A 12,847-nucleotide genomic window follows, 5' to 3' on the forward strand; every position below is an offset into this window, starting at 1 on the left:
TCAGTACACACTGGTCCTTGTGGGAGGGGGCTTGCTCCCGATATAGGTGGACCCGTCTAAATCTCTCTGACTGGCACTCCGCTATCGGGAGCAAGCCCCCTCCCACATTGGAATAGCGCAAGGCCCTAGAGTTTGGCCTTTACTGCCGGCAACGCATCCTGGCCATCCATTGTTTTCACGCCGTCCAACCATTTGTCCAATACAGCCGGGTTCGCCTTGATCCAAGCCTTCGCCGCGTCGGCATTGCTGACCTTGTTGTTGGCCACCTCAGCCATGATGCTGTTCTCCATCTCCTGGGTGAAGCTCAGGTTGGTCAGCAGTTTGCCGACGTTAGGGCAGGCCTGCGCATAACCTTTGCGGGTCAAGGTATACACACTGCCGGTGTCACCGAAGTATTTCTCGCCGCCTTTGAGATAGTGCATTTTCAATTGCACGTTCATTGGGTGTGGCGTCCAGCCGAGGAAGGTGACGAAACGCTGTTTTTTCACCGCCCGTGAGACTTCGGCGAGCATCGCCTGTTCACTGGACTCGATCAGCTTCCACTGGCCCAGGTCGAAGTCATTCTTCTTGATGATCTCCTGCAGCGAGATATTTGCCGGCGCGCCGGAACCGATGCCATAGATCTTCTTGTCGAACTTGTCGGCGAATTTGTTCAAGTCGGCAAAGTCATGCACCCCGGCATCCCACACATAATCCGGCACGGCGAGGGTGAACTCGGTGCCGTCGAGGTTCTTCGCCAACTGCACCACATCGCCGTTGGCCACGAATTTGTCGTAGAAGCCCTGCTGCGCCGGCATCCAGTTACCCAGGAACACATCCACCTGGCCGTCCTTGAGCCCGCCGAAGGTGATCGGCACCGCCAGGGTGTCGACCTTGGCCTTGTAGCCCATGCCGTTCAGCAGGAAACCGGTAATGGCGTTGGTGGCGGCAATGTCGCTCCAGCCTGGATCGGCCATCTTCACGGTCTCACAGCGGGTGTCCGCATACGCATTGGCGCTACTCAGCACCAACATGCCCACTACTGCAGTTAACTTTTGCATGGCCTTCCCTCTGTACTTATTGGTTTTGGCAGGGTTGTGGATAACGTGCCTTGCGCTCCAGGTCGTCGAGGTCGATATGGTTGCGCATGTATTGCTGACTGGCGTCCACCAGTGGCTGGTGATCCCAGCTCTTCAGCTTGCCTTCGGTCAGCGCCTCGAACACCAGGCGACGACGGCGTTGGCTGGCGAGCACCTGCTGGTGGATCGCCGGGATGTCCCACTTGGCCCGCGCCTCATTCAAAAACGCCTCTAACAGTGGCCGGTGTTCCGGTGACTGGCTGAGGTCTTCCCGCTCGTGCGGGTCGTTGTGCACATCGAACAGTAGACAAGGGTCGTCTTCGCTGTAGATGAATTTGTAGGCGCCACGGCGAATCATCATCAATGGGCTGATGGTGCCTTCGGCCATGTATTCGCCAAAGACTTCGTCATGCCCGCCCTGCCCCTGCAAGTGCGGGACCAGCGAGCGACCGTCCAGTGGCAGGCGCGGGTCCAGCTCGCCGCCGGCCAGTTCCACCAGGGTGGGCAGCAGGTCGGCGGTGGACACGGCCTGGGTCACCCGGCCCGGTGCAAATTGCCCCGGCGCACTGACCAGCAGCGGCACGCGGGCGGCCATTTCAAACCAGTGCATTTTGTACCAGAGGCCGCGCTCACCGAGCATGTCGCCGTGGTCGCCGGAGAAAACGATGATCGTGTCGTCGGCCAGGCCGGTGTCTTCCAGGGTCTGCAGCAGCTTGCCGACATTGCTGTCGATGTAGCTGCATGCGCCGAAGTAGGCGCGGCGGGCGTCGCGAATCTTATCTACAGGCAGCGGCTTGTCCCATAGGTCATAGACCTTGAGCAGACGCTGGGAATGCGGGTCGAGATCTTCCTGGTTCGGCGTTGCGGGCAACGGGATGTCGTTGTCGTCGTACAGATCCCAGAACGGCTTGGGAATGGTGTACGGGTCGTGGGGATGGGTCATCGACACGGTCAGGCAGAACGGCTGGTCACCGTCTTCGCGGATGTGGTCGAACAGGTATTGCTGGGCCTTGAACACCACCTCTTCGTCGAAATCCAGCTGGTTGGTACGCACGCACGGGCCGGCTTGCAGCACCGAGGACATGTTGTGGTACCAGGAGGGGCGTACGTCCGGCCCATCCCAGTTCACTGCCCAGCCATAGTCGGCGGGGTAGATGTCGCTGGTCAGGCGTTCTTCATAGCCGTGCAGTTGGTCGGGGCCGCAGAAGTGCATCTTGCCTGACAGCGCGGTGCGATAACCGAGGCGCCGCAGGTAGTGGGCATAGGTCGGCACATCGGCGGGAAAATCCGCCGCGTTGTCGTAGGCACCGATCTTGCTCGGCAATTGGCCGCTGACCAGGGTGAAGCGTGAGGGCGCACACAGCGGGCTGTTGCAATAGGCCGCGTCGAACACCACGCCCTGTGCGGCGAGGCGGCTCAAATTCGGCAACTTGATCGGAGAAGGTCCGTAGAACGGAAGCAGCGGCGCGGCCATTTGATCGGCCATGATGAAAAGAATGTTCTTGCGCTTCATGGGGCTTCGGCATTCCATAGGCAGTGTTTATGCGAATGAGCATGCAGCCCATGGAAAATGGGGTAAAGCCCATGACGAGCAATGTCTAGGATAAGCACAGCTTATGTATGAAGCCCTTGGAGACCTGTCCCTCGACCTGCTACGCGCATTCGAGGCGGCCGCGCGCCATCGCAGCTTTACCGCCGCGGCGATGGAGCTGGGCACCACTCAGCCGGCGATCAGCCAGCAGATCAAGCGCCTGGAAGAACAACTGACGATCCGCCTGTTTGACCGCATCTATCGGGGCATCGAACTGACCGACGCCGGCGCCCTGCTGTTCGAGCATGTGCAAGGCGGTTTGCAGAGCATCAACCAGGGCCTCAGTGTGATCACCCAGCAGGACCAGCACGAAGTGCTGCAAGTGGCCACAGACTTTGCGTTCGCCGCCTACTGGCTGATGCCGCGCCTGCATCGCTTCCACGCCGCCAACCCCCAGGTAGACGTGAGCCTGGTAACCAGCGAGCGCAACCACGCCACCTTGCGCAGCGACATCGACGTGGCGGTGCTGTTTGGCGATGGCCGTTTCAAGCAGGGCGACAGCCTGTGGTTGTTCAACGAGGAGGTATTCCCGGTGTGCAGCCCGCAATGGCTCAAGGAGCAGGCCAGTCCTTTGACTGTGCACACCTTGCCCGACTACCCGTTGCTGCACCTGCGCCAGGAAAACAACAGTCAGTGGTTCGACTGGAGTGGCGTATTTCGCGAGCTGGGTATCACCGCCGCGCCCACGCCCGGCCAGCTGCGATTCGACAACTACACTTTATTGATCCAGGCAGCGATTGCCGGCCAAGGGGTGGCGATCGGCTGGCGCCATTTGGTGGATAACCTGCTGGAACAGAACTGGTTGTGCCGACCGATCGGCAATACGGTGATTTCGCGCTTTGGCTATTACGTGGTGCAGCCCCAGCGCAAGCGGCGTGGGCAGTTGGTCGAACGTTTCGTCGACTGGTTGCAGGCAGAACAGGCCAGCAGCGCGCAGTCCCTGACCGGACTGGCCCTGCCGTCGATTGCGGTCTAGGATTTGCCGCACATTGGATCCGGAGTCCGTCATGCAACGTATCAAGGGCTACCACGCCCATATCTACTTTGACGCCAGCACCATCGACCAGGCGCGCACCCTATGTGAAGACGGCGCGAAACTGTTCCCGCTGCGCATGGGCCGTGTGCATGAACGGCCCGTAGGCCCGCACCCGGACTGGAGCTGCCAGCTGGCGTTCGATGCCGAATACATTGGCGTGGTGCTGCCGTGGCTGGCGCTGCATCGCAATGGGCTGGTGGTGTTCCTGCACCCCGAAACCGGCGATGAGCTGAAGGATCACACCGATCACGCGATCTGGATGGGTGCGATGCGCGAGCTGGATCTGTCGGTTTTTTAACCTCTCTTTATCAGATAAAACCCGCTTCTTCCCGCAGTAAAAGGCGAGGAAGTTGTAGGATTTATCTTGTTTCGTCTCACTATATGGGACTGTTATTTATATATTGAGATATTGCCGGCCATAGGTTTATATTCGCCCATCTGCTTTTTTCAGCACCCACTCATTTCAGGTGAAGCGATGCAGGCGCAATTGATCGCGCTCGATTGGGGGACCAGCTCCCTTCGTGCTTATAAACTCGGGCCCGCAGGCGTCGTGCTGGAACAGCGCTCGCTGGCGTCGGGCATCATGCATTTGCCCAGTGAGCCCCGGGTCATCGGCGGTGTGCACTGCAGCGATGGCTTCGAGTTGGCGTTCGATGCGGCATGCGGCGACTGGCTCGAGGCCCAACCCCATCTTCCAGTGATCGCCTGCGGCATGGTCGGCAGCGCCCAGGGCTGGAGCGAGGCCGCATATCGCAATACGCCGGTCGACGTCGCCAGCCTGGGCCAGGCGTTGCACACGGTGCGCAGCTTGCGCGGCGTCGATGTGCATATCGTGCCCGGCGTGATCGAGCAGGTCGGTTTGCCCAATGTGATGCGCGGTGAAGAAACCCAGGTGTTGGGTGTGCTGCAAAGCCTCTCGGCCAACGGTGAAATGTTGATCGGCCTGCCCGGCAGCCATTCCAAATGGGTCGAGGTGGTGGAAGGTTGCATCACCCACTTCGATACCTTCATGACCGGTGAACTGTTCGCGGTGCTGAGCAAGCACAGCCTGCTGGGACGTACGCAAAAGGTATCCGCGCAGTTCCAGGCCGAGGCTTTCGACCGCGGCGTTCAAGTGGCGCTGTCGAAAGAGGGTCAGCGCGGCGTGCTGTCGACCCTGTTCAGTGCGCGCACCCTTGGGCTGACTGCCGAACTTACCCCTGAGCAGCAGCCCGATTACCTGTCCGGCCTGCTGATCGGCCATGAACTGGCCGGTCTGCCAGCCAGTGCGCGGCTCGTCCCCATCATCCTGGTGGGCGCCGGCCCGCTTTGCGTGCGCTACCAACGCGCCCTCGCCCTCTGCGGTTTCGCCCACGTCAGCCTGGCGCAGGAAGCGACCGAGCGCGGCCTGTGGCAACTGGCAGTGGCCGCCGGGCTCACTCAACCTGCAACGGAGGCCTGACATGCTCAAGCAAGCACTGGCACAAAACGGTTTGATCGCAATCCTGCGCGGTGTGCGCCCGGACGAAGCCCAGGCGGTCGGCCAGGTGCTGTACGACGCCGGCTTTCGCGTGATCGAAGTCCCGCTCAACTCGCCGGACCCTTACACCAGCATCCGCATCCTGCGCGACAGCCTGCCCGCCGATTGCCTGATCGGCGCCGGTACGGTGTTGACGCCTGCGCAGGTCGAGCAGGTGAAGGCCGCTGGTGGCCAAGTGATCGTAATGCCCCACAGCGATGCCAAGGTCCTGCGCGCTGCCAAGGCCGCTGGCCTGTACCTGTCGCCGGGGGTGGCCACGCCCACCGAAGCGTTCGCCGCGCTGGACGAAGGCGCCGACGTGTTGAAGCTGTTCCCGGCCGAGCAAATGGGCCCTTCTGTGATCAAGGCGTGGCTGGCGGTATTGCCGGCAGGCACGTTGCTGCTGCCGGTGGGCGGCATTACCCCGGACAACATGCAGGTGTTTATCGACGCCGGCGCCAAGGGGTTCGGGCTGGGTTCCGGGTTGTTCAAACCGGGTATGACAGTGGATCAGGTAGCGAGCCGCGCCCAGGCTTATGTCGCCGCCTGGAAAGCCCTGAGCTGAGATCAAGTTCCGCGCCCCTGGCGCTGCATCTATAAGAGAGATAACAGATGAAAATCACCAAACTGACGACCTTTATCGTCCCGCCGCGCTGGTGCTTCCTCAAGGTCGAGACCGACCAGGGCGTGACCGGCTGGGGTGAGCCCGTAGTCGAAGGCCGCGCTCACACCGTGGCCGCGGCGGTCGAGGAACTGTCCGATTACCTGATCGGCAAGGACCCACGCAATATCGAGGATATCTGGACCGTGCTCTACCGCGGCGGCTTCTACCGTGGCGGCGCCGTGCACATGAGCGCCCTCGCCGGCATCGACCAGGCGCTGTGGGACATCAAGGGCAAGGCCCTGGGCGTATCGGTCAGCGATCTGTTGGGTGGCCAGGTACGCGACAAGATCCGCGTGTACTCCTGGATCGGTGGCGACCGCCCGGCCGACACCGCCCGCGCCGCCAAAGAGGCCGTAGCCCGTGGCTTTACCGCGGTGAAAATGAACGGCACCGAAGAGTTGCAGTTCGTCGACAGCTTCGAAAAAGTCGACCTGGCCCTGGCCAACGTCGCGGCCGTGCGCGATGCGGTCGGCCCTAACGTCGGCATCGGCGTCGACTTCCATGGCCGTGTGCACAAGCCCATGGCCAAGGTGCTGATGAAAGAACTCGACCCGTACAAACTGATGTTTATCGAAGAGCCGGTGCTCAGCGAAAACTACGAAGCCCTCAAGGAACTGGCGCCCCTGACCAGCACCCCGATTGCCCTGGGCGAGCGCCTGTTCTCGCGCTGGGACTTCAAGCGCGTGCTCAGCGAAGGCTACGTCGACATCATCCAGCCGGACGCTTCCCATGCGGGCGGTATCACCGAAACCCGCAAGATCGCCAACATGGCCGAAGCCTACGACGTGGCCCTGGCCCTGCACTGCCCGCTGGGCCCGATTGCGTTGGCGGCGTGCCTGCAACTGGATGCGGTTTGCTACAACGCGTTTATCCAGGAGCAAAGCCTGGGCATTCACTACAACGAGAGCAACGACCTGCTCGACTACGTGCGCGACCCGGGCGTATTCGACTATGACCAGGGCTTTGTGAAGATCCCCAACGGGCCGGGCCTGGGCATCGAGATTAATGAGGAATACGTGATCGAACGCGCAGCCATCGGCCACCGCTGGCGCAACCCGATCTGGCGCCACGCCGACGGCAGCTTTGCCGAGTGGTGATGTCTGCCTGAAAGAACACGGTCAGACATGCGGGAGAGGGCTTGCCCCCTCCCACATGTTGATCCGGTTTTTGCAGAAGTCCCTTCCTCAACAAATATAAGAAGAGGCACCTACCATGCAACCTGAATCCTTGAGCGGGCAGGCTTCTTTAGTCACGCCTACCCGAAAGCGCTACTTCATCATGGTGCTGCTGTTTATCACCGTGGTGATCAACTACCTCGACCGCAGCAACCTGTCGATTGCCGCCCCGGCGCTGACCAGCGAACTGGGTATCGACCCGGTACATGTCGGGCTGATTTTCTCCGCGTTCGGCTGGACGTACGCCGCCATGCAGATCCCCGGCGGCTGGCTGGTGGACCGGGTGCCGCCGCGTATCCTCTACACCGCCGCCCTGTTGCTGTGGTCCATCGCCACCGTGATGCTCGGTTTTGCCGCCAGCTTCATTGCGCTGTTTGTGCTACGCATGGCGGTGGGTGCCCTGGAAGCACCGGCTTACCCCATCAACAGTCGCGTGGTCACCAGCTGGTTCCCCGAGCGTGAGCGCGCCACGGCCATTGGCTTCTACACCTCCGGGCAGTTTGTCGGGCTGGCGTTCCTGACGCCGGTCCTGGCCTGGTTGCAGCACCATTACGGCTGGCACATGGTGTTTGTCGTGACCGGTGGCGTGGGCATTCTGTGGGCGGCGATCTGGTATGCCCTGTATCGCGAGCCCCGTGACTTCAAAGGCGTCAACGCCGCTGAAATCGAGTTGATCCGCGAAGGTGGCGGGCTGGTGGACTTGAGCGCACAAGCGAGCAAGAGCAAGGCGCCCTTCAGTTGGGTCGACCTGGGCATTGTCCTGAGCAAGCGCAAGTTGTGGGGTATCTACCTGGGGCAGTTCTGCCTGAACTCCACGTTGTGGTTCTTCCTGACCTGGTTCCCGACCTACCTGGTGAAATACCGCGGCATGGACTTCATCAAGTCCGGCATGCTCGCGTCACTGCCCTTCCTCGCGGCTTTCGTCGGCGTGTTGTGTTCGGGGTTGTTTTCCGACTGGCTGATCCGCCGTGGCGCTTCGGTGGGGTTTGCCCGCAAGTTGCCGATCATCAGCGGCCTGTTGATCTCGACGGCGATCATTGGCGCCAACTTCGTCGAATCGACACCGTTGGTCATCGCCTTCCTCGCCCTGGCGTTCTTCGGTAATGGCCTGGCCTCGATCACCTGGTCGCTGGTCTCGACCCTTGCCCCGGCACGTCTGCTGGGACTGACCGGCGGGGTGTTCAACTTCATCGGCAACCTGGCGGCGATTGCCACGCCGATCGTCATCGGTTTCCTGGCCAGCGGCGATTCGTTTGCGCCGGCGATCACTTACATCGCCGTGCTGGCGCTGTTGGGCGCACTCTCCTATGTGCTGCTGGTGGGCAAGGTCGAGCGGATCGAGCTGTAAGCCGTGGGCGGCCTGCGGGCCGCCCGTTGGCCGGGCTCAGGGCACCGACATTTCGTTACGGAACACATTCGAAGGATCCCAGCGTTGCTTGGTTCGGCGCAGGCGGTTCTCGATGATCGTGTTGGGGAAGAAAATTCCATACCACAGAGGGTTCCTGGGGTTCGCGGGATTGCCACCGAGGTGGGTCATGTCCAGGTCGGGGTAGTTGATGTAGCAGCCCTCGAACTCCGGGTCATTGGGAGCACCGTTGGTGAATGCAGCGTAATAGAGGCCGCGGATCCAGTCGGCATGGGCGCGGTCGATGGCGTCATCGTCGGCGTGCCAGTAACACTGCGGTTGCCATTTGAGGTACGAGGAGCGTTGCGCGGCTGACGTCTGCGCCAGGATCGGGCCGTCCATCTGGTTGATGCGCCCGCCGAACGACTGGATCTGGATCAGGCTCTGGGTCAGGTATTGGTGGGGGTCCGGCAAGGTCAGCGTCGTCCAGATCGCGTCCAGCACGCGCTGTGTAAACCCGCCTTTCTGATACGCCGATTTATACCGGCCGCGCTGATTGTCACCGGAACCGTTGAGCGATTGGGTGGCGTACAACCAGTCCAAACGCCTGGCGGCCTCATGGGCACTCTGCAGGGAATCGATCCGGCGGCCCTTTTGCCCGCCACGTGGCTGATGCACGACGTGGAACGGCAGGAGCGACGCTGTCGCACTGACGCCCACCGCGGCCTGCATGCTGCTGACAAAGTCGTCGAAAGGCGCCAGGTCATCGAGCTTCCCGTCCTTGTCGACGTAGTGGATGCCCAGGGTCACGTTGCCAGTGTTCAGATGGCGCATTTCCAGTTTGGTGGCCAGGCCCCAGGTTGCCGGGTCGGCCTGATGGTCCACGAACCAGTTTTGATAGGCGTGCAGCAAACGTTCGAGGGCGGCGCGTGTGAGGTCTGACCAGTCCCATTCCAATGGCAGCCAGAGCACTTCCTCCGGGGCTGGCGGCAGCGTCTTGAAATAGTAACTGGTGATGATGCCGAACTGCCCACCACCGGCGCCACAACAGGCGGCGAACAGGTCCAGCTCATCGGTGTCGAGGCTGTTACGGGACACATGGACAGGTTCAAGACCCGGGCCGGGTCCATTGGCGACCAGCAGGTCGACGCCGTCCAGCCAGTCGCAGACCAGCCCGTATTTACGCGACAACAACCCATAGCCGCCGCCGCAGATATGCCCGCCCAGTCCCACCGAATAGCAGGATCCACTGGGCAGCGCCTTACCTGCCAATTTGTACAGCGCGACGCTGGTGTCCCAGTTCTGGCAGCCGGGCTCCAGGCGGAATGCATAGCGATGGGGCGAAGCGGGTACCAGCACTGAGCTGATCAGGCCGTTGGGGTCGTAGGCCAATTGGTTCATCTGGCCGATGTCCAGGATCGACAACACCTCGCCTGGCGCATCCGGCATCTTGTTAGAGACAAATCCTTCATAGCAATGCCCGCCGCTGCGCACCGTGATACGGCCATTGGGCACAGCCAGGGCCTGGGCGGCTGCGTCGATGATGTCTTGTGGGTTGTGGCAGAGGTAGATCTGGCTGGCGCCGTTGGGTGAAGACTCGCCCTGGACGTTGCCCAATGGCCAGCGCAGGTTGAAACCCTTTTGCAACGTGGAATGACGACGGTCCGAGGGGGTGATGAGATCAAATGCCATGATGGACTCCTGGGAGACGATAATGACTTCTGATGCAGCTAACTTAACGACCGGCAACGCAAGAAGGCGTGACTTGCAGAGGTGGTTAGACGGCAATAGGCACGAAGTGTGTTGAGGGGGGGTATTCCCCCTCAAGCCTAGCCTATATGGAAAAAGCCCGGATCAGTTCAGCACGCCGTCCAGAATTTCATAGACGATACCGGTACCCACCGCGATCAACACCACATCCGGCCCCGAACGGCGCCACTCATAACCCGGGTACACCGGCAGGCGCGCCAGCGCACGGTTGTCCAGGCGCTCGCCGTAGTAGCCGCGCGGCAGGGGTTGGCCGCGCACCAGGCGCACATTCGGCGGTGGCGGTGCGCCACGGGAGAACTGGCCGTGGTTGTCGTGAATGATCTGGCGTACCGGGCCGAAGTCCTGGGGCGGGCCTCCGCGACGGTTGTCCTGCGGGCCGCGATGGTCGTCGCCACGTTGCTCGTGCTGGCCTTGCGGGCCGCCACGGTCGTCACCCCGCTGGTCAGGCGGCGCGGCTTGCACCAGGGCGCTGGCGCCAAGCACCAGCACACCAAGACCTGCAATCACGGATTTAGGCATTTTCATCGGGTATTCCTCAGGGCACACATACAAAAAAGGGATCTCGAACGCGGTTCGAAATCCCTTGGTCTTGCTGTTTAGGCCGTGATTGCGCGCGTTGATTCCTCTGTATCAGGAACTTTACCTCTGGCTACATGGCGCTTACTTACGGGCGTTGCGCACACCTTCCGACAGTGCCGCGCACAGGCTCAATACGCCATCGATTGCTTGTTGATCGTTACTGGCATTGGCGATGTGATCGATCAGGGCCGAGCCCACCACCACGCCATCGGCCAGGCGCGCGATGGCGGCCGCCTGTTCCGGTGTGCGGATACCAAAACCGATGCTGATCGGCAGGTCGGTATGCCGACGCAGGCGGGTCACGGCTTCCTCGACGTGTTCCAGGGTCGCAGCGCCAGCACCGGTCACACCGGCCACGGATACGTAGTACACAAACCCGGAACTGCCGTTGAGCACGGTCGGCAGGCGCACGTCATCGGTGGTCGGCGTGGTCAGGCGGATAAAGTCGATACCTGCAGCCTGGGCCGGGTCGCACAGCTCGCTGTTATGTTCTGGCGGCATGTCGACCACGATCAGGCCGTCGACGCCGGCCTCTTTGGCGTCAGCGATGAACTTAGGCACACCGTATTTGTGGATCGGGTTGAAGTAGCCCATCAACACCAGCGGGGTATCGTTGTTGTCCTTGCGGAACTCACGCACCATCTGCAGGGTTTTCAGCAGGTTCTGCTTGGCTTCCAGCGCGCGGATGTTGGCCAGTTGGATGGCCGGGCCGTCGGCCATCGGGTCGGTGAAGGGCATGCCCAACTCGATCACATCGGCGCCCGCAGCGGGCAAACCCTTGAGGATCGCCAGCGAGGTGTCATAACCCGGGTCACCGGCCGTGACGAAGGTCACCAGGGCGGCGTGGTTTTGTTCCTTGAGTTGCGCAAAGCGGGTTTGCAGGCGGCTCATTTAGTGTTTCTCCTGCTGAGACTGTTCCATGTGGTGCATCACGGTCTGCATGTCTTTGTCGCCACGGCCGGACAGGTTGACCACCATCAGGTGATCCTTCGGCAGGGTCGGTGCGCGCTTGAACACTTCGGCCAGGGCATGGGCGCTTTCCAGGGCAGGAATGATCCCTTCCAGGCGGCAGCATTTGTGGAAGGCATCCAGGGCTTCATCGTCAGTCACCGAGGTGTACTGGACACGGCCGATATCGTGCAACCAGGCGTGTTCCGGGCCGATGCCTGGGTAGTCGAGGCCGGCGGAAATCGAGTGGGCGTCGATGATCTGGCCGTCGTCGTCCTGCAGCAGGAAGGTACGGTTGCCGTGCAGCACGCCCGGTACGCCGCCGTTGAGGCTGGCGGCGTGCTTGCCGGTCTCGATGCCGTGGCCGGCGGCTTCAACGCCGATGATCTCGACGCTGGTGTCGTCCAGGAACGGGTGGAACAGGCCCATGGCGTTGGAGCCACCGCCGATGCATGCCACCAGGCTGTCCGGCAGGCGGCCTTCCTGGGCTTGCAGCTGGGTGCGGGTTTCCTTGCCGATCACGGCCTGGAAGTCGCGCACCATCGCCGGGTACGGGTGCGGGCCGGCCACGGTGCCGATCAGGTAGAAGGTGTCGTCGACGTTAGTCACCCAGTCGCGCAGGGCTTCGTTCATGGCGTCCTTGAGGGTGCCGGTGCCGGCGACCACCGGGATCACTTCAGCGCCCAAAAGCTTCATGCGGAACACGTTGGCCTGTTGGCGCTCGATGTCGGTGGTGCCCATGTAGATCACGCACTGCAGGCCGAAACGCGCGGCCACGGTGGCCGTGGCTACGCCGTGCATACCGGCGCCGGTCTCGGCGATGATGCGTTTCTTGCCCATGCGCCGCGCCAGCAGGATCTGGCCGATGCAGTTGTTGATCTTGTGCGCGCCGGTGTGGTTCAGCTCTTCGCGCTTGAGGTAGATCTTGGCGCCGCCGCAGAACTCGGTCAGGCGCTCGGCGAAATACAGCGGGCTGGGGCGGCCGACGTAGTCGCGCTGGAAGTAGGCCAATTCTTCGTTGAACGCCGGATCGATCTTGGCCGCTTCGTATTCGCGGGCCAGGTCGAGGATCAACGGCATCAGGGTTTCGGCGACGTAGCGGCCGCCGAACGCGCCAAACAGGCCGTTGGCGTCAGGGCCGTTGCGCAGATCGGTCTGGGACTGAGTCATGGGACGCTCCAGG

Annotated in this window: 12 protein-coding genes; 6 read left to right on the top strand and 6 right to left on the bottom strand. The window is 61.8% G+C overall.

What is annotated here, in order from left to right:
* Positions 1 to 125 precede the first annotated feature (125 nt).
* Positions 126 to 1,040: a choline ABC transporter substrate-binding protein gene (choX, locus tag BLQ09_RS07175; RefSeq protein ID WP_092356011.1), complete on the bottom strand. Its 915-nt coding sequence runs from the start codon at positions 1,038 to 1,040 to the stop codon at positions 126 to 128.
* A 16-nt stretch (positions 1,041 to 1,056) separates the two neighbouring features.
* Positions 1,057 to 2,571, bottom strand: a complete 1,515-nt coding sequence (gene betC / locus BLQ09_RS07180; protein WP_092356014.1) for a choline-sulfatase — start codon at positions 2,569 to 2,571, stop codon at positions 1,057 to 1,059.
* Positions 2,572 to 2,674: 103 nt separating this feature from the next.
* Between betC and BLQ09_RS07185 the strand changes: the two genes are divergently transcribed.
* The 6 genes from BLQ09_RS07185 (at position 2,675) to BLQ09_RS07210 (ending at position 8,370) form a co-directional block, all read left to right on the top strand.
* Positions 2,675 to 3,625, top strand: coding sequence for a choline sulfate utilization transcriptional regulator (locus BLQ09_RS07185; protein WP_092356016.1), 951 nt, complete (start codon positions 2,675 to 2,677; stop codon positions 3,623 to 3,625).
* A 31-nt stretch (positions 3,626 to 3,656) separates the two neighbouring features.
* Positions 3,657 to 3,983, top strand: coding sequence for a DOPA 4,5-dioxygenase family protein (locus BLQ09_RS07190; protein WP_027608141.1), 327 nt, complete (start codon positions 3,657 to 3,659; stop codon positions 3,981 to 3,983).
* 177 nt (positions 3,984 to 4,160) lie between these two features.
* Entirely contained in the window at positions 4,161 to 5,126 is a 966-nt protein-coding gene (locus BLQ09_RS07195; protein WP_027608140.1) for a 2-dehydro-3-deoxygalactonokinase, read from the top strand.
* A 1-nt stretch (position 5,127) separates the two neighbouring features.
* On the top strand, positions 5,128 to 5,748 hold the full coding sequence (locus BLQ09_RS07200; protein ID WP_027608139.1) for a 2-dehydro-3-deoxy-6-phosphogalactonate aldolase: 621 nt from the start codon (positions 5,128 to 5,130) through the stop codon (positions 5,746 to 5,748).
* A 47-nt stretch (positions 5,749 to 5,795) separates the two neighbouring features.
* The gene (dgoD, locus tag BLQ09_RS07205) at positions 5,796 to 6,944 is read left to right on the top strand and encodes a galactonate dehydratase (RefSeq protein WP_003170741.1); all 1,149 of its coding nucleotides are present in this window, start codon (positions 5,796 to 5,798) and stop codon (positions 6,942 to 6,944) included.
* A gap of 115 nt (positions 6,945 to 7,059) precedes the next feature.
* Positions 7,060 to 8,370, top strand: coding sequence for an MFS transporter (locus BLQ09_RS07210; RefSeq protein ID WP_027608138.1), 1,311 nt, complete (start codon positions 7,060 to 7,062; stop codon positions 8,368 to 8,370).
* A gap of 36 nt (positions 8,371 to 8,406) precedes the next feature.
* Here BLQ09_RS07210 and BLQ09_RS07215 read toward each other — a convergent pair whose 3' ends face one another.
* From BLQ09_RS07215 to trpB, 4 genes are all read right to left on the bottom strand, one after another.
* On the bottom strand, positions 8,407 to 10,059 hold the full coding sequence (locus tag BLQ09_RS07215; protein WP_092356019.1) for an FAD-binding oxidoreductase: 1,653 nt from the start codon (positions 10,057 to 10,059) through the stop codon (positions 8,407 to 8,409).
* 162 nt (positions 10,060 to 10,221) lie between these two features.
* Positions 10,222 to 10,662, bottom strand: a complete 441-nt coding sequence (locus BLQ09_RS07220; RefSeq protein ID WP_027608136.1) for an anti-virulence regulator CigR family protein — start codon at positions 10,660 to 10,662, stop codon at positions 10,222 to 10,224.
* A 135-nt stretch (positions 10,663 to 10,797) separates the two neighbouring features.
* Positions 10,798 to 11,607: a tryptophan synthase subunit alpha gene (gene trpA / locus BLQ09_RS07225; RefSeq protein WP_027608135.1), complete on the bottom strand. Its 810-nt coding sequence runs from the start codon at positions 11,605 to 11,607 to the stop codon at positions 10,798 to 10,800.
* Positions 11,608 to 12,834: a tryptophan synthase subunit beta gene (gene trpB / locus BLQ09_RS07230; RefSeq protein WP_027608134.1), complete on the bottom strand. Its 1,227-nt coding sequence runs from the start codon at positions 12,832 to 12,834 to the stop codon at positions 11,608 to 11,610.
* Positions 12,835 to 12,847: the final 13 nt, after the last annotated feature.

Source organism: Pseudomonas sp. NFACC25 (genome assembly GCF_900100935.1).
GTDB lineage: Bacteria > Pseudomonadota > Gammaproteobacteria > Pseudomonadales > Pseudomonadaceae > Aquipseudomonas > Aquipseudomonas marginalis.